General features: G+C 61.3%; 12 protein-coding genes. 3 read left to right on the top strand and 9 right to left on the bottom strand.

Going from position 1 to position 18187, the window contains the following annotated elements; translation table 11 throughout:
* Positions 1-7 precede the first annotated feature (7 nt).
* Genes GA0061101_RS08555 through GA0061101_RS08545 form a run of 3 tightly spaced genes read left to right on the top strand, consistent with a single transcriptional unit; the run spans position 8 to position 3904 of the window.
* Positions 8-373 (top strand): sarcosine oxidase subunit delta, encoded by a 366-nt coding sequence (locus tag GA0061101_RS08555; protein ID WP_037196347.1) that lies wholly within the window; start codon positions 8-10, stop codon positions 371-373.
* Positions 370-3363, top strand: coding sequence for a sarcosine oxidase subunit alpha (locus tag GA0061101_RS08550; protein ID WP_092573467.1), 2994 nt, complete (start codon positions 370-372; stop codon positions 3361-3363). Before GA0061101_RS08555 ends, GA0061101_RS08550 begins: the two co-directional genes overlap by 4 nt.
* Positions 3356-3904: a sarcosine oxidase subunit gamma gene (locus GA0061101_RS08545; protein ID WP_092573466.1), complete on the top strand. Its 549-nt coding sequence runs from the start codon at positions 3356-3358 to the stop codon at positions 3902-3904. The genes GA0061101_RS08550 and GA0061101_RS08545 overlap by 8 nt, the downstream gene beginning before the upstream one ends.
* A 20-nt stretch (positions 3905-3924) precedes the next feature.
* On the opposite strand, the gene GA0061101_RS08540 is transcribed toward GA0061101_RS08545, so the two are convergent.
* The 9 genes from GA0061101_RS08540 to GA0061101_RS08500 all read right to left on the bottom strand — a co-directional run bounded on the left by GA0061101_RS08540 (position 3925) and on the right by GA0061101_RS08500 (position 18187).
* Positions 3925-4413, bottom strand: a complete 489-nt coding sequence (locus tag GA0061101_RS08540; RefSeq protein ID WP_092573465.1) for a MaoC family dehydratase — start codon at positions 4411-4413, stop codon at positions 3925-3927.
* A 67-nt stretch (positions 4414-4480) separates the two neighbouring features.
* On the bottom strand, positions 4481-6451 hold the full coding sequence (glgX, locus tag GA0061101_RS08535; protein ID WP_092573464.1) for a glycogen debranching protein GlgX: 1971 nt from the start codon (positions 6449-6451) through the stop codon (positions 4481-4483).
* 210 nt (positions 6452-6661) lie between these two features.
* Positions 6662-8290, bottom strand: a complete 1629-nt coding sequence (locus tag GA0061101_RS08530; RefSeq protein WP_047555315.1) for an alpha-D-glucose phosphate-specific phosphoglucomutase — start codon at positions 8288-8290, stop codon at positions 6662-6664.
* A gap of 4 nt (positions 8291-8294) precedes the next feature.
* Positions 8295-9737 (bottom strand): glycogen synthase GlgA, encoded by a 1443-nt coding sequence (gene glgA, locus GA0061101_RS08525; RefSeq protein WP_047555316.1) that lies wholly within the window; start codon positions 9735-9737, stop codon positions 8295-8297.
* A 3-nt stretch (positions 9738-9740) separates the two neighbouring features.
* Complete coding sequence (gene glgC, locus GA0061101_RS08520; protein WP_034503413.1) at positions 9741-11003, bottom strand: glucose-1-phosphate adenylyltransferase; 1263 nt, start codon at positions 11001-11003, stop codon at positions 9741-9743.
* A 26-nt stretch (positions 11004-11029) separates the two neighbouring features.
* Positions 11030-13237 carry a 1,4-alpha-glucan branching protein GlgB gene (glgB, locus tag GA0061101_RS08515; RefSeq protein ID WP_037196355.1) on the bottom strand — a complete coding sequence of 736 codons (2208 nt, stop codon included), beginning with the start codon at positions 13235-13237 and terminating at the stop codon, positions 11030-11032.
* Positions 13234-15696, bottom strand: a complete 2463-nt coding sequence (locus GA0061101_RS08510) for a glycogen/starch/alpha-glucan phosphorylase (RefSeq protein ID WP_037196357.1) — start codon at positions 15694-15696, stop codon at positions 13234-13236. Before GA0061101_RS08510 ends, glgB begins: the two co-directional genes overlap by 4 nt.
* A 275-nt stretch (positions 15697-15971) precedes the next feature.
* Positions 15972-17174 carry a vWA domain-containing protein gene (locus GA0061101_RS08505; RefSeq protein ID WP_234903752.1) on the bottom strand — a complete coding sequence of 401 codons (1203 nt, stop codon included), beginning with the start codon at positions 17172-17174 and terminating at the stop codon, positions 15972-15974.
* 131 nt (positions 17175-17305) lie between these two features.
* Positions 17306-18187, bottom strand: coding sequence for a transglutaminase family protein (locus GA0061101_RS08500; protein ID WP_092573463.1), 882 nt, complete (start codon positions 18185-18187; stop codon positions 17306-17308).

Raw genomic sequence — 18187 nt, 5'->3', positions numbered from 1 at the left:
GAAAACGATGCTGCTGATTTACTGCCCCTATTGCGAGGAAGAGCGTTCGGAACTCGAATTCCGCAACGCCGGCGACGCGCATATCGTGCGGCCGGCCAATATCGCCGGAATCTCTGACGAGGAATTCGAGGAATATTTCTTCCTGCGCGACAATCCGAAGGGCCTGATCTTCGAACGCTGGCGGCATATCCATGGCTGCGGCCGCTTCTTCAACGCGGCGCGCGACACGGTGAGCGACCATTTCTACCGCACCTACAAGGCCGGCGAGCCGAAGCCGGATCCTTCAACGCTGCTGCCGGGCGCATCCGAGCCGATAGCCCCGAGCCAGAGCGAACAAGAACAGACGGCACAAAAAGAGGGATTTGCTGAATGAGCGGCGCCAATCGTATTGCGGGCAAGGGGCGTCTGACGCCCGCCAGAACCGCCCGCTTCACCTTTGACGGCAAAAGCTACACGGCGCTCGAAGGCGACACCGTCGCCTCCGCCCTGCTTGCCAATGGCGTTCATCTCGTCGGTCGCTCGTTCAAGTATCATCGCCCGCGCGGCATCCTGTCGGCTGGAGCCGAGGAGCCGAATGCGCTGCTCGACATCTCCCGCGATGCGGCCCGGCGCCAGCCGAACGTCCGCGCCAGCGTGCAGGAGGTGTTCGACGGCATGAAGGCGCAGTCGCAGAACCGTTGGCCATCGCTCGCCTTCGATATCGGCGGCGTCAACAATTTGATGTCGCCCTTCTTTGCCGCTGGCTTCTACTACAAGACCTTCATGTGGCCGAAGGCGGCCTGGAAGCACATTTACGAGCCCTTCATCCGTCGCGCCGCCGGCCTTGGCGTCGCGCCGACGGAAGAGGATCCGGATCACTATGCCAGCCGCTATGCCCATTGCGACGTGCTGGTCGTCGGCGCCGGCATTTCCGGCCTCTCAGCGGCATTGGCCGCTGCCGAAGCCGGCGCGAAGGTCATTCTCTGCGACGAGCAGGCGGAAGCGGGCGGCGCGCTGCGCTTCGATACCGGCGTCAAGATCGACGGCGTCGAGGGCTATGCCTGGGCGCAGGAGATTGTTGCCAGGCTGAAGGCGATGCCGAATGTCGAGGTGCTGACCCGCACGACGGCCTTCGGCTACTACAATCACAATTTCTTCGGGCTTGCCGAGCGGGTGACCGATCATCTGGCGAAGCCGGGCCGCAACCTGCCGCGCGAGCGCCTGTGGCAGGTCCGCGCCAAGCGCGTCGTCCTGGCGACGGGCGCGATCGAACGCCACATGGTGTTCCCGAACAACGACCGGCCGGGCATCATGCTGGCATCGGCCGCGCGCGCCTTTCTCAACCATTATGGCGTCGCCGTCGGTGCCAAGATCGGCGTCTATACCGCGCATGATTCGGCCTACGAAGCCGCTTTCGATCTCAAGCGCGCCGGTGTCTCAGTCGTTGCCATCGTCGACAGCCGGGTGCGGCCGGGCGAGGCAGTCGTTGCCGAGGCAAAGCGGCTCGGCATCGAGGTCATGGCTGATTATGCTGTTGTCGATACGGCCGGCAAGCTGCGGGTCTCGTCCATGACCGTTGCGCGCAATGGCAGCTCCAGCTCTCGCAAGATCGCCGTGGATGCGCTGCTGGTTTCGGCCGGCTGGACGCCGTCGGTGCATCTGTTCTCGCAATCGCGCGGCAAGCTGAAGTTCGATGCGGAGAAGCAGCGTTTCCTGCCGGGCACCTATGTCCAGGATTGTCTTTCCGTCGGCGCATGCAACGGCACCGACGGGCTGCAGGCGGCAATCGAGGAATCACTTGCCGCCGGCGAGCTCATGGCGCGCGCAGCCGGAGCAAGTGGCGGGGAAAAGATCCAGCTCCAGGCGGAGCAGGCTTTCGAATGGACCGGTGGCATGATCGGCGCTGCCGAGGGCGCAGGACCGGACACCAATGCCAAGGCCTTCGTCGATTTCCAGCACGACGTCTGCGCCAAGGATATCCGCCTTGCCGTGCGCGAGGGCATGCATTCCATCGAGCATATCAAGCGCTTCACGACGAATGGCATGGCGTCCGACCAGGGCAAGCTTTCCAACATGCACGGGCTGGCGATCGCCGCCGAAATGCTTGGCAAGGATATTCCGCAGGTGGGTCTCACCACCTTCCGCGCTCCCTATACGCCGGTTACTTACGGCACGCTGATCAGCCATTCGCGCGGGTCGCTCTTCGATCCCGCCCGCAAGACGCCGATGCATGCCTGGGAAGAGGTGCATGGCGCCATCTTCGAGGATGTCGGCAACTGGAAGCGCGCGTGGTTCTATCCGCGCGCCGGAGAAACCATGCATCAGGCCGTCGACCGCGAATGCCGCACGGCGCGCGAGGTGGCGGGCGTGTTCGATGCCTCGACGCTCGGCAAGATAGAGGTGGTCGGGCCGGATGCGGCGGAGTTCCTGAACCTGATCTACACCAACGCCTGGGACACGCTGAAGCCCGGCCGCTGCCGCTACGGCATCATGCTGCGCGAGGACGGTTTCGTCTATGACGACGGCGTCGTCGGACGTCTGGCAGACGACCGCTTCCACGTGACCACCACAACCGGCGGCGCACCGCGTGTGCTGCATCACATGGAAGACTATCTCCAGACGGAATTCCCGCATCTGAAAGTCTGGCTGACGTCGACGACCGAACAATGGGCTGTCATTGCCGTGCAAGGACCGAAGGCGCGCGAGATCATCGAGCCGCTGGTCGAGGGGCTCGATCTTTCCAACGAGGCCTTCCCGCATATGAGCGTGGCCGAGTGCAAGGTGTGCGGCGTGCCGGCGCGGCTGTTCCGCGTCTCGTTTACCGGTGAGGTCGGCTATGAAATCAACGTGCCGGCCGATTACGGCCAGTCGGTTCTCGAAGCCGTCTGGGCGCGGGCCGAGCCGCTGGGCGCCTGCGCCTATGGCACCGAGACCATGCACATACTGCGCGCCGAAAAGGGCTATATCATCGTCGGTCAGGATACCGACGGCACGGTGACGCCAGACGATGCCGGTCTCTCATGGGCCGTCTCCAAGAAGAAGACGGATTTCGTCGGCATCCGCGGCCTGAAGCGGCCTGATCTCATCAAGGACGGCCGCAAGCAGCTCGTCGGCCTCGTCACTCGCGATCCGAAGGTGGTGCTGGAGGAAGGCGCGCAGATTGTCGCCGATCCCAATGAGCAGAAGCCGATGACCATGCTCGGACATGTCACTTCAGCCTACTGGTCGGAAAATCTCGGCCGCTCCATCGCCTTCGCTTTGGTCGCCGGCGGCCGCGATCGCCTGGGCAAGACGCTCTATGTGCCGATGCCCGACAAGACGATATCAGTCGAGGTGACGGATCTGGTGTTCTTTGACAAGGAAGGAGGCCGGATCAATGGTTGATCTTGCAACCCGTAAACTGCCGCTCGCCGGCCGCCACGGCGGTTCCGCCACCGTCAGGCTGACGCCTGCCGCGCCCGCAAGCCGCATTTCGCTGCGCGCGCCGAGCGATTCCATCGGCGACCTTTCGCAGGCGCTCGGCCTGCAAATGCCGAACCGGCCGAAGACTTCTGCCAGCGCCAACGGGGGTCATGCCCTTTGGCTTGGCCCGGACGAATGGCTCGTCATCGATGAGAACGGCGCCGATCTGGTCGGCCTTGCGGCCTCGGCCGGCGTGCTGCACTCGGCAGTCGATGTCTCGCATCGCAATACCGCCGTGATCGTGTCCGGCCCCGGCGCGGAAGCAACGCTTTCGGGCGGCTGCCCGCAGGATCTTTCGCTGCAGGCTTTCCCGGTCGGCGCCTGCTCGCGCACGCTGTTCGGCAAGGTCGAAGTCGTGCTGCTGCGGCTCGACGAGGAAACGTTCCGCGTCGAGGTCTGGCGCTCCTTCTCTGACTATGCCTTCGGCCTTCTGGCCGAAGCGGCGGAGGATGCGAGCCTTTAATGGCTCCGCATCCCGGCTGGTCAGGCTTCTTCCGGCCGATCTTTCGGATCGAACTGCGATATGGTTGTCCATGTCGCAGTGAGGGCCGGCTTGCGTTCGTTCTCGATTTCGACCGTCACATCATAGGTCAGCATCAGCATATTGGCGCCGCGCAGCCGGGTTTCGGCGAGCACGAAACGGCCGCGCACGCGCGCGCCGCATTTGACCGGCGACATGAAACGGATCTTCTCGAAGCCGTAGTTGATGCCCATGGTCTGCTCGCGGATCTTGGGCAGGGCGCTGTAGTTCATTGCCGACAGCAATGACAGGGTGAGGAAGCCATGTGCGATGGTACCGCCATAGGACGTTTCCGCCTTGGCGCGCTCGGGATCGACGTGGATGAACTGGTGATCGTGCGTCGCGTCGGCGAAGGTATCGATCATGGTCTGGTCGACCGCGAGCCAATCGGAGATGCCTATCTCCGTTCCCACACGTTTCATAATTTCAACAAGCGAGATATCGCCGGGCATTCCATCCTCGTCAGTCTAAGGGGTCAATGGCCCTTTCTGGCGAATTGGGACAGAAAGTGCAACGGGGTCAAAATTCGACGAAGAAACTGACGGAGCGGGCGGGGATCGTGATCTGCTCGCCGGCTGATGGTTCACCCGACGGGCTCAACAGCGACCAATCGCCTTTTTCGGATGGTGGCAGCGTGGCGTGGAGTTCGTCGGCTGCGCGATTGAGGAGGATGGCGAGTCGCACTGGCCGACCGGCTTCTTGGTCTTGCGTCTCGATTGCCATGCCCAGCACGTCGGCTGCCGGTGCATCCCAGTCCGGCACGGACATCGGCGTACCCGCGGCGGAAAACCAGAGGATGTCGCCGTCTCCCTTGAAGAAGTCCATATCGCTGAAGGCGCTGAAGCGGCGGCGCAGGCCTGCAAGCCACGCCGTATGGCCGATCAGCTCCTCGTCCAGCGTGTTCCAGTCCATCCAGGTGATGGCATTGTCCTGGCAATAGGCATTGTTGTTGCCTTGCTGGCTGCGACCGCCTTCGTCGCCGGCCGTCAGCATGATCGTGCCGCGCGTGGCAAAGAGCGTCGAAAGCATCGCTTCGATGTCGGCGCGGCGCTTGTTCTGGATGGTCTGGTCGTCCGTCTTGCCTTCGGCGCCGTTGTTCCAGGAGAAATTCTCGTTGTGGCCGTCGCGGTTGTTCTCGCCGTTGGCTTCATTGTGCTTTTCGGCATAGGAGACGAGGTCCATCAGCGTGAAGCCGTCATGGGCGGCGAGGAAGTTGACGCTGCGCGTCTGCGTGCGGCCGTCGCGGCCGAAGATGGAGGAGGAGCCGGCAAGGATCGTCGCCAGATCGCCGATCCTGCTGTCACCGCGCCAGAAGCGGCGGAGATCATCGCGGGCGCGGTCGTTCCATTCGAGAAAAGGTGCTGGAAAATTCCCTAGCTGATAACCGCCGGGACCGATGTCCCAGGGTTCGGCGATGAGGATGCGATCCTGCAGCACCTCATCCGCCAGCATGGTGCGCAGTGTCATGCTTTCGGGATCGAACCCCTTGGTGCCGCGCCCGATCACCGTGGCAAGGTCGAAGCGGAAACCGTCGATGCCGGCGTGCTGGACGAAATGGCGGAGGCTGTCGATGATGAGCTTGCGCGTCGCCGGCTGGTCGCAGGCGACGGTATTGCCGGTGCCTGTGTCGTTGACCAGCGTGCCGGGCTGATCCGGCAGATGACGGAAATAGGTTGGGTTGTCGAGGCCGCGCAGCGATAGCGTCGGCCCCTGGCGATCGCTTTCGCCCGTGTGGTTGAAGACGAGATCGAGGATGACTGCGATCCCCTCGGCATGGAGGGCCGCGACCGTCTCGCGCAACTCCGTGATACCGCCGGGCACGAGACGCGGGTCGAGCGCCATGAAGGCGACGGGATTGTAGCCCCAGCCGTTGGTGAGACCGAGCGGCGGCAGGTGCCGTTCGTCGATCCAGGCGGTGATCGGCATCAGCTCGATGGCGTTCACCTGGAGGCGCTTGAGATGGGCGATGATGGAGGGATGGGCGAGGGCGCCGAGCGTGCCGCGCTTTTCCACCGGCACGTCCGGATGCAGCATGGTGAACGGCTTGACGGCGATCTCGTAGATCAGGCCGCCCGGCTGAAACAGCGGCTTGGACGGGGCAACAGTGACATCGCGTGAGACGATCGCCTTTGGCATGAGATCCTGCGTGTCTTCGCCGAAGGTTCCGAGGCGCGGATCGTATCGGAACGGCCGGTCGATCTCCTTGGCATAGGGATCGATCAGCAGTTTGGACGGATCGAACCACAAGCCTTGGTCGGGATCGTATGTGCCATGGGCGCGCAGGCCATAGCGCATGCCCTCTTTGGCACCCTTGACGAAAAGGCGATGCTCGTCGCCGTCGCGGGTCAATGGCAGGCGCGAGATTTCCGTCTTGCCCTCGGCATCGAACAGGCAAAATTCGATCCGTTCGGCATGTCTGGACCAGACGGCAAATTCAATGCCCGTTTCGGTGAGGGTAGCGCCAAGGCAGCGGATTGTCGGCTCTGACATGTCTGGCGGGCTTTCCGGATCGCTAGAGATGGTTCCCTCTCCCTGCTTGCGGGGAGAGCTGGGGTGAGGGGCAGAGCGTCCGGCAAGTTCTGCGGTCGCGGCGAATTTTGAGAAGGCCCCTCATCCGACCAGTCGCCGCTTCACTTCATTCGGCGGCTCCCGGCCACCTTCTCCCCGCAAATGTGGGGAGAAGGGGCTTAATCCGTAGGTTCAGGTGATAACAGTCGGGGCGTCGCGGCCGGTGCGGCCCTTGATGTCAGCGATTTCCTGGGCTGCGGTGATGAGGTCTGCGAGCGCTTCCTGCGTCTCGATGTTGTGACGGGTCGGGTCGGGCTCGTAGCGTTCGATGTAGACGCGCAGGGTCGCGCCCGTCGTGCCGGTGCCAGACAGGCGGAAGACGACGCGGGAGCCGCCCTCGAACAGGATGCGGATGCCCTGATGCTGGCTGACGGACTTATCGACCGGATCGTGATAGGCGAAGTCGTCGGCGGCGGAAACAGTGAGATCGCCATACTTCGTGCCCGGCAGGGTCGGCAGCTTCTCGCGCAGCGCGGCAATCAGGCCGTTGGCGGCATCGGTGTCGACGCCTTCATAGTCGTGGCGGGAATAATAGTTGCGGCCGTAGGTGGCCCAATGCTGCGTGACGATATCGACGACGCTTTCGCCGCGCACGGCGAGAATGTTGAGCCAGAGCAGCACAGCCCAAAGGCCGTCCTTTTCGCGAACGTGGTTGGAGCCGGTGCCCGAGCTTTCCTCGCCGCAGATCGTCGCCATGCCGGCATCGAGCAGGTTGCCGAAGAATTTCCAGCCGGTCGGGGTTTCGTACATGCCAATGCCGCGCTTTTCGGCGACGCGGTCGGCAGCACCGCTGGTCGGCATGGAGCGGGCGATACCGGCGATGCCGTGCGAATAACCGGGCGCGAGGTTGGCGTTGGCCGCGAGGATCGCCAGACTGTCCGACGGCGTGACGTAGATGCCCTTGCCGATGATCAGGTTACGGTCGCCGTCGCCATCCGATGCCGCGCCGAAGTCGGGCGCATCGTCGCCCATCATCTCGTCGTAGAGCTCCTTGCAGTGGACGAGGTTCGGGTCAGGGTGATGGCCGCCGAAGTCGGGCAGTGGCAGGAAGTTGCGCACCGATCCATCGGGCGCCCCGAGGCGGATCTCGAAGATCTCCTTGGCATAGGGCCCGGTGACCGCGCTCATCGCATCGAAGCAGAGGCGGAAGCCGAGGCTGATCAGGTTGCGGATGGCGCCGAAATCGAACAGCTCCTCCATCAGGGCAGCGTAGTCTTCGACGGGGTCGATGACAGAAACGATCATGCCGCCGATATCTTCGCGGGCGATGCGGTCGAGATTGATGTCCGGAAAATCCGATATCTTGTAGCTGTCGATGACCTTGGAGCGCTCGTAGATGGCGTCCGTGATCTTTTCCGGCGCCGGGCCGCCATTGCCGATATTGTACTTGATGCCGAAATCTTCGGTCGGGCCACCGGGATTGTGGCTGGCCGACAATATGATGCCGCCGAACGCCTTGTACTTGCGGATGATGTGCGAGGCAGCGGGCGTCGAGAGGATGCCGCCCTTGCCGACCATCACTTTGCCGAAGCCGTTTGCGGCGGCCATCTTGATGGCCTTCTGAATGACGTCGCGATTGTAGTAACGGCCGTCGCCGCCGATGACCAGGCACTTGCCCTGATAGCCTTCGAGCGAATCGAAAATCGATTGAATGAAGTTTTCCGCGTAATTCGGCCGCTGGAATTCGGGAACCTTCTTTCGCAGGCCCGAGGTGCCGGGTTTTTGATCCGCGTAGGGGGTGGTGGATACGGTTTTAATCATCGGGTTAAGCGCCTCTCGAGACAAGACTGGAGTAGAGAGCGGCGTAGCGTTCTGCGCTTCTGCCCCAGGATACGTCGGATTTCATGCCCTGCTTTTGCATCTGCGTCCAGACCTTTCGATCCTGGAAAAGGTGCATGGCGCGGCGCATGGCTTGCAGCAGCCCTCCGGCAGTGACGGGCGAAAACTGAATGCCGGTCGCGACTTTGGCCTGCAGCGCGGCGTGGTTGGCGTCGATAATGGTATCGTTGAGCCCACCCGTACGCGCGACAATCGGCAGACAGCCATAGCGTAAGCCATAAAGCTGCGTGAGGCCACAGGGTTCGAAACGCGAGGGGATGATAATCGCGTCGCAACCGCCCTGCATGATATGCGACATCGGCTCGTTATAGCCGGCCGAAACCCCGACGCGGCCGCGATGGCGGCCGGCTGCGGCGAACAACGCGCCTTCCAACGCTGCATCACCGGCGCCCAGGATGGCGAGCTTGCCGCCCATGTGAACGATCTCGCTGGCGACGCCGGCCAGAAGATCCATGCCTTTCTGCCAGGTGAGGCGGCTGACGACGCAGAAGATCGGCCCATCATCGTGGTCAAGCCCGAAGTATTCGATGACGCGCTCGCGGTTGACAGCGCGGTCCTTGAGTGTCGCGGCGCTATAGGTCTGCGCGATCATCGCGTCGGTCGCAGGGTTCCAGATGTCGTCGTCGATGCCGTTGACGATGCCGTGGAGGCTGTTCGCCCTGCTGGCGATGACGCCCTCGAGACCCATGCCGAATTCCGGCGTCAGGATTTCCTCGGCATAGGACGGGCTGACGGTGGTCAGCGCATGGGCCGTCTGCAGGCCGCCCTTTAGGAAGCCGACATCGCCGTAATATTCGACGCCCTCCATGGAAAAGGCGTGCGCCGGCAAGCGCAGGCCGGGGAAGATGCCGGGGCCGAATTGACCCTGAAAGGCAATGTTGTGGATCGTGAGCACACTCGGCAGTTCCGGCGTCGGATAGTAGCGCATGTAGACCGGCACCAGGGCGGATTGCCAGTCATGGGCATGCACCAGATCCGGCTGCCAGCCGGGCAATCGGCCGGCGGCGATTTCCGCGCCGGCCAGCGACAAGGCGGCGAAACGCCGCCAGTTGTCAGGGTAATCCCTTCCCGTGGCATCGACATAGGGTCCGCCGGTGCGGCTGTAGTAGGCCGGCGCATCGAGCACGAGGAAGGAAATGCCGCCATGCTCGACTTCCAGCACGGTCGCCTGTTCGCCGAGCAGATCGGTGAATTCAAGGCGAACCACTGGGTTGCGAATGGCTTTCATCACCGCGGGATAGCCCGGGATGAGGGTCCTGGTTTCGACACCATAGGGTCTCAGTGCAATGGGCAGGGCGCCGGCCACATCGGCCAGGCCCCCCGTCTTGATCAGGGGGAAAACCTCGGATGCAACCGAAAGGACCTTCATGCCTCAGATATCCAGCTTGTCGATCATCGTCTGGGTGATCAGGCAGATACCACTTTCCGTGCGGCGCCAGCGCTTGGCGTCCAGTTCCGGATCCTCGCCGACGATCAGGCCCTCCGGAATGGTGACGCCATGGTCGATAACGACATTCTTGAGCTGCGCTCGGCGGCCGACCTTGACGCTCGGCAGCACCACGGCTCCCTCCAGCTTGGAGTAGGAGTTGGCGCGCACGCCGGTGAACAGCAGGCTGTTGTAGAGGCTCGCGCCGGAAATGATGCAGTCGCCGGCGACAACGGAGGAAACAGCCGAACCGCGGCGGTCCTCGTCGTCATGGACGAATTTGGCCGGCGGGCTGATTTCCGCATAGGTCCAGATCGGCCAGGACTTGTCATAGATGTCGAGTTCCGGCACCACGGCGGTCAGGTCGATATTGGCCTGCCAGTAGGCGTCGATCGTGCCGACGTCGCGCCAATAGGCCTCGCGCTCGAAATCAGAGCGGACGCAGGATTGCGCGAAGCGGTGCGCGACGGCTTTGCCGTTCTTGACGATGTAGGGAATGATGTCCTTGCCGAAGTCGCGGCTGGAGTTGGGGTCGGCGGCATCACGTTTCAGGCATTCGATCAGGAACTTCGTGTGGAAGACGTAGATGCCCATCGAGGCCAGCGCGAAATCCGGATTGCCGGGGATGCCGGGCGGATCAGCGGGCTTCTCGACAAAGTCGATAATCTGGTCTTTTTCGTCGACGTGCATGACGCCGAAGCCGACGGCTTCCATGCGGGGCACTTCGAGGCAGCCGATGGTGACATCAGCGCCAGAATCGACGTGCTGCTGCAGCATCCATTCATAGTCCATCTTGTAGATGTGGTCGCCGGCGAGGATGACCATGTATTCCGGGCCATAAGGCTCGATGATGTCGATGTTCTGGTAGACCGCGTCGGCCGTGCCTTCATACCACTGCGTTTCCGACACGCGCTGCGAGGCCGGCAGGATATCGAAACTTTCATTTCGCTCGGGCCGGAAGAAGTTCCAGCCGCGCTGCATATGGCGGATCAGCGAGTGCGCCTTGTACTGGGTGGCGACACCGATGCGGCGGATACCGGAGTTGAGTGCGTTGGACAGGGCGAAGTCGATGATTCGGGTCTTGCCGCCGAAGTAGACGGCCGGCTTCGCGCGGCGGTCGGTGAGTTCCTTCAATCGGCTGCCTCGACCCCCGGCAAGAACGTAGGCCATGGCGTCGCGTGCCAGCGGCTGGAAACGTTTTTCTACCATTTTATTCCTCCCTGTCGGTAATGATCTCAAAATTCCGGTTCGAGCATGATGGTCGCCAAAGGAGGCAGCGTTATCGTTGCCTGCACGCCTCCGCCCGCGTTGACGGCCTGGACACGCCCGCCGTTCCCCTTGCCGCTGCCGCCATAAATGTCGGCATCGGTGTTCAGTATTTCACGCCACCGCCCCTCCGCCGGCAAGCGCAACGTATAATTCTCGCGGTAAACTGGCGTAAAATTGGTGATGACCGCAACCGGTTTTTCACCGGGTGCCTTGCGCAGCCAGGCGAAGACCGAATTCTCGAAATCATCGACGATCAGCCATTCGAAGCCATCGCCCTCGCAGTCGCGGGCATGCAATGCCGGTTTGCTGCGATAGGTGAAGTTGAGATCGCGCACGAGGCGCCGCATGCCTTCATGCATGCGATATTGCAGCAGGTTCCAATCCAGCGCCCGCTCTTCGCTCCACTCGCTCCACTGTGCGAATTCCTGACCCATGAACAGCAGCTTCTTGCCGGGATAGCCCCACATGAAGGCATAGAAGGCACGCAGGTTGGCGAACTTCTGCCAGTCGTCGCCGGCCATCTTGGCAATCAGCGATCCCTTGCCGTGCACCACTTCGTCATGGGAGAGCGGCAGGACGAAGTTTTCCGAGAAGGCATAGATCAGGCCGAAGGTCAGCTCATTGTGGTGGTACTTGCGATGCACGGCCTCGCGGGAGAGATAGCTCAGCGTGTCGTGCATGAAGCCCATGTTCCACTTGAAGCCGAAGCCGAGACCGCCTTCGTGGACCGGCTGCGACACTTTCGGCCAGGAGGTGGATTCCTCGGCAATGGTCATGACGCCCGGATGCGCGCCGTAGACCCTCGCATTCATCGACTGGAGAAAACGGACCGCCTCGAGGTTCTCGTTGCCGCCATATTCGTTCGGGATCCATTCGCCGTGCTTGCGCGAATAATCCAGGTAGAGCATGGAGGCAACGGCATCGACGCGCAAACCGTCCAGGTGGTACTTTTCCGCCCAGAAGAGCGCATTGTTCTCGAGATAGGAGAGAACCTCGGTGCGTCCGAAATTGTAGATCGCCGTATTCCAATCGGGATGAAAACCCTTGCGCGGGTCTTCATGCTCATAGAGCGCCGTGCCGTCGAACCAGCGAAGGCCATGCTCGTCGGTCGGGAAATGCGCCGGCACCCAATCGAGGATGACGCCGATGCCGACCTTGTGGCAGCCGTTGACGAAGCGGGCAAAACCTTCCGGCTCGCCGAAACGGGCCGTTGGTGCATAGAGGCCAGTGGTCTGATAGCCCCAGGACGGATCGTAGGGATGCTCGGTGATCGGCAGGAACTCGATATGGGTGAAGCCCATATCGACGCAATAGGGTATCAAGCGCGAGGCGAGCTCGTCCCAGGACAGCATGGAACCGTCGTCGCGGCGCTGCCAGGAGCTTGCATGTACCTCATAGATGCTGATGGGCTGACGGCGCTGGTCGACGCTCGCCCAATGCTCGCGATGGGCCGCATCCTCCCAGACCTGGGTCAATTCGTTGGCCGTGACGGAAGCGGTCTTCGGGCGCAATTCGCTCCGGCGGGCGAAGGGATCGGCCTTCAGCGGCAGCACAACGCCGTCCTTACCGCGGATTTCGAACTTATAGGCCACTCCGGCCGGCACATCCGGCGCAAAGATCTCCCAGATGCCGGAATCCGATCGGTAGCGCATGACGTGCCGCCGGCCATCCCAATTATTGAAGTCGCCGACGACAGAAACGCGCTGCGCGTTCGGTGCCCAGACGGCGAAATGAAAGCCCTGGACGCCCTCATGCTTCATGGGATGGGCGCCCATCTTGTCGAACAGCCGCAAATGTGTGCCCTGGCGAGCGAAATAGTCATCCATCGGTCCGAGAACCGGGCCGAAGCTGTAGGGGTCGGTCACCGCCCATTCGGCATCGCCGCGCCGGGCGCGATAGCGCACCGGTTGCTGCTTGGTAAGTTTCACATCGCCGGAAAAGAAGCCCGCCGGATCAAGGCAATCCAGTTCGCCGATGACGGAACCGTCCAGTGCCATGGCGGTCACGGCCTCGGCGCCAAGAATGAAGCAGCGGGCCACAAACCCATCATCCGTCCGATGCACGCCGAGAACGGCGAACGGGTCGGAATGCGTGCCTGCGAGAATTGCAGCAATTTCGTCTGCCGAAATGTCCCTCAAGCTTGTGCCGTCAGCGGGTCTTTTCGGCTTTTTCATCCGGCTCTCCAAATTTCCTTGGCATATTGACGGATCGTCCGGTCGGAGGAGAACCAGCCCATGCGAGCGGTGTTGTTGATCGTCTTGGCATACCACTCGGACGGATCGGCCCAGAGTATATCGACCTCGCGCTGAGCGGAGGCATAGGCGTCGAAATCGGCGGCGACCATGAACCAGTCATGGCTGTAGATGCCCTCGATCAGGGCGGTATAGCGATTGCGGTCGTCGGGAGAGAAGACGCCCGACGCGATGGCCGCAAGCGCTTGCGACAGCTCGCGCGAGCGTTCGATGACGGCGCGGGGGTCATGGCCGTCGCTACGCAGGCTGGCGACTTCGTCCGCCTTGAGGCCGAAGATGACGATGTTGTCCTCGCCGACATTGTCACGCATTTCGACATTGGCGCCGTCCAGCGTGCCGATCGTCAGCGCGCCGTTGAGGCCGAACTTCATGTTGCCGGTGCCGGAGGCTTCCATGCCCGCGGTCGAAATCTGCTCGGAGAGATCGGCGGCCGGAACCATGACTTCGGCCAGCGAGACGTTGTAGTTCGGCACGAAGACGACCTTCAGCAGGCCGCGCACCGACGGGTCATTGTTGATGACGCGGGCGACGTCGTTGATCAGCTTGATGATGAGCTTTGCATTGTGGTAGCTCGGCGCCGCCTTGCCGGCGAAGAGCTTGACGCGCGGCTGCCAATCCAGCTCGGGATGCGAACGGATCTGATCGTAGAGCGCTACGGTTTCGATAATGTTCAGGAGCTGGCGCTTGTATTCGTGGATGCGCTTGATCTGAATGTCGAACATTGCATTCGGATCGAGCTTGATGCCCATCCGGCTGGCCACGAGATTGGAAAGCTGCACCTTGTTGGCGCGCTTGACGGCGGCGAATTTCTCCTGGAAGGCGCTGTCCCGGGCGAACTTGTCGAGTGGCTTCAGCTTCTCGGCATCGTCGAGGAATTCATCGCCGATGGCCTCGCGAATGAGGCCGGTCAGGCCGGGATTGCACTGCATCAGCCAGCGGCGCGGCGTGATGCCGTTTGTCTTGTTGTTGATGCGGTCCGGATAGAGCTTGTGCAGGTCGGCGAAGACGGTGACCTTCATGAGGTCGGTGTGCAGTGCGGAAACGCCGTTGATCGAATGCGAACCGACAAAGGCGAGATTGCCCATGCGCAGACGCCGGTCACCGTTCTCGTCAATCAATGAAATCGAGCGGATTTCCGAGTCGCTGAAATTGCGGGCCTTGCGGGCTTCGACGAGGATCTTGGCGTTGATGGCGTAGATGATCTGCATGTGGCGCGGCAGGAGCCGTTCGAACAGCGGCACGGGCCAGCTTTCCAGCGCTTCCGGCAGAAGCGTGTGATTGGTGTAGCCGAAGGTATTGCGGGTGATATCCCAGGCCTTGTCGAATTCGAAGCCATGAATATCGACCAGCAGGCGCATCATTTCGGCGACGGAGACGGCCGGATGCGTATCGTTCAGCTGGATCGCGACCTTGTCGGCCAGATTGGTCAGATCGTCATATTGCTGCAGATGGCGGCGAATAATGTCCTGCAGCGAGGCCGACGAGAAGAAAAACTCCTGGCGCAGGCGCAACTCCTGGCCGGCGGGCGTCCCATCGGCCGGATAGAGAACACGCGTCAGACTCTCGGCCTTGTTGCTCTCCCGGAGCGCGCCGATGTGGTCGCCGGCATTGAAGGCGTCGAGCAGGATCGGATCGATCGGTTGAGCCGACCAGAGACGCAACGTGTTGACGCGCTTAGCACGCCAGCCGACGACGGGCGTATCGAATGCAGCAGCAATCACGCGTTCGGCCGGCTTCCACACATAGCGAGGCTGATCGTCATGGCCGCTGACTGTTTCGACACCGCCGCCGAAGCCGATTTCATACGAGCTTTCCTGGCGTTCGAATTCCCAGGGATTGCCGTGGGCGAGCCATGTTTCCGGCAATTCCACCTGCCAGCCGTCGGCCATCTGCTGACGGAACAGGCCGTGCACGTAACGAATGCCATAGCCATAGGCCGGCACTTCGACGGTCGCCATGGATTCCATGAAACAGGCGGCCAGACGGCCAAGGCCGCCATTGCCGAGCGCTGCGTCCGGCTCAAGGCCGGCGATGACGCGGACATCGACGCCGAGAGAAGCCAGCGCGTTGGTGATTTCTTCCATCAGGCCGAGATTGGAGACGGCATCGCGCATCAGGCGGCCGATCAGGAATTCGAGAGATAGATAGTACACGCGCTTGGCGCCGGTCTCATAGACCTTGCGGGTCGATTCCATCCATCTGTCGATAACGCGGTCGCGAATGACGAGGATCGTCGCGGTCAGCCAATCGTGCGGCTTGGCAACTTTCGCATCCTTGCCGATGCGGTAGGTCAGGCGTTCGATGATTTCTTCCGCGAGGATTTCAGGGCGGGAACTGCGGGGCGCTGGAACGGGGAGATCGGCCTTCGTCAAGTTATTCATACTATCAACTCTCGCCATTTGTGTTTTATATTCAGAGTGTTATGTCTGAATAAAGCAAATTGCCTTTCCGTTTCACTATCACTTTACGCACCGATGTAAAGCAGTTGCAACAGGTGAATGACGCGGATGCGAAAATAGCGAGCCAACGCTTCCGAGGCGGTGAAAGGACTTGATTTCGATTGTTTTTCCGGCTCTTATCGACAGATTGATCGACAAGAAAAAGCCGCTCCAGAGCAATCTGGAGCGGCTTTCTTGTGAATCAAGCGGCGCACCTATTACTTCGTTAGGAGCGTAGTTTGTTTCGATGCCTGCGCGCCGATGGTTTTGAAGGCCGCGAGGAGATCGGACATTTGTTGTGCATCAAAGTAATTGGAGGAGTTCGATGCACAACTCCGCAAGAGATCTTGACCACGAGTCGGCGCCATGAAGGCGACGGTATAGATTTGTACGCCGGCAGCTTTTGCCGTCGTGCATGTGTCTAGTGTCTTCTGATCCGAACTGGTGGCATTGTTTTCTCCATCGGTCATCAAGACGATGAATTTCTGAAATTTCGTATTGCCTTTCTTGGCTTGTTCGGTTGCTTCGGCGGGTGCAATGAGGCTGTTATACGCCAAAGTCATCGGTGCACTGGACTCGGTGCCGCCATCGGCATTCAGCCCGCTAATGACATTGTTGCGGGTCGACTTCGTCCCCCAGGCAAGTGTGCTGGAGCTATCGACCTGGCTGCTCCATGCTATGGCCGCCGTGCGGACATATCGCGAACTGGGGTCGGCCGCATCGAGCTGGTCGAGCAGAGTGCCGACCGCCGTCTTCAAAGCTGCGATCTTCTTGATATAGCAAGGGCTTTTGGGCTTCGAATATTGATATAGGTAGATTCCGTCAGTATAATATTGGATACAGCTGGTCTGTGTTGTATCGATGACGTTGGTGTTCAGCAGCATCGAGCCGGACTTGTCGAGCGCGATCTCCATCGACAATGCGGTTTTCTCAACTGCAGTTCCGCTGGTTGTAGAGCTCGATGCGGAAATGGTCATCGCATGCAGGCCGAGCAATTGGCTCATGCCGTTCACTGACAAATTGTAGGATGCGTTGACGGCAACGGAATAGCTGGTGCCACCGGATGAGTTGCTGCTCGACGTAATGGTGGTCGAAGTCCCTGCCTTGAGGGCATTCGTGGTGTTCGTATCCCCGGCAAGATAGTTCGACATCTGGCCGAGGACGAAATTGTTAGCGAGATCCTTGGCGGTCGTCGTCGTGGCGCTGCCTTCGGCAAGCGCCGTTGCAGCGGCAAGTGCGGCGGAATCCGTAGCTTCCTGGAGCTGGCTGTGCGATAGCGACATGTTTGTGACATCGATCGCGACGCCACCTGCTGCGGCCAACACCGGCACCGCAATCGCTGTAAGGATGCCGAAGTTTCCCGCCTTATCACGTAGAAGTTGTTTTAAGGTGCGAAGTTTATCCGAACCGGAGATCATCATGTCCGCCTGTTGGAGAGAGTTAAAGGCCTCAAGAATGGGCGGGACTATCGGTCACAAATATTAGGCGACCGTTTAAGCGGCAGTTCGAAATTTAACAAACTGCCGGATCGGTCTCATTTTGGCTTGGTTTATTACTGTTTTACCGGAACGACATCCACGGCCTGGACGGTTTTCTGGCTGCCATAGCCCTTGAGCACGCCGATGACCGGCGCGACATCGGAATAATCGCGGCCATAGGCGACGACGATATGATCGGTTCCGGCGGGAATATTGTTCGTCGGATCGAGCTCGATCCAGCCCGCGGTTTCTCCGCACCAGACGCGCACCCAGGCATGCATGGCGTCTGCTCCCTCCAGCCGCTCCTTGCCCGGCGGCGGGATGGTGCGCAGGAAGCCGCTGACGTAGCCGGCCGGGATGCCCAGGCTGCGCAGCGCGATGATCATCACATGCGAGAAATCCTGGCAGACGCCGCGTTTCAGGCGGAAGGCCTCCTTGGGCGTGGTATCGACGGTGGTCGCCTTCGCATCGTAGACGAAATCCTTGTGGATCTGGGAGCAGATCGCATGGGCGATCTGCATGGTCGTCAGGTTCGTCGTCTTCCATTGCCTGCTGTAGCTGGCGATTTCGCCTGTTTCGGGCAGGCGGGGGCTGCTGGCGAGGAAATGGTGCGGCGAGGAGGGGTCGACCGACCAGCAGTCGCTGACCTCATCGGGCAGTTTGGCGAGCAAGGGTGAGAAGTCGGCCGCGACGGGCTGGCTCTCCACCTGGACGCGCGCCTGCATGCGGATATCAAGCTTCTCGTGCGGATCGCGCACCAGGATCGATGTTGCCGAATGCTGGAAGAAATCGGCGAAATTCGATTGCTCGTCCGGATGCGGCGTAACCTTCAGCGAGCCGGCGATCAGCCGCTGACGGTTGGTCAGCGACAGCGGCAGCAAACGCACGATGTGACGCGCGCCGCTGGCCGGCGCGTCGTAGATATAGCCCATGTGCAGCGACAGGTCGTATAGCAT

It is taken from the genome of Martinezella lusitana, from assembly GCF_900094565.1.
GTDB lineage: Bacteria > Pseudomonadota > Alphaproteobacteria > Rhizobiales > Rhizobiaceae > Rhizobium > Rhizobium lusitanum.
The sequence above is the reverse complement of the archived record's forward strand: the minus strand, read 5'-3'. Positions and strand labels throughout refer to the sequence as shown.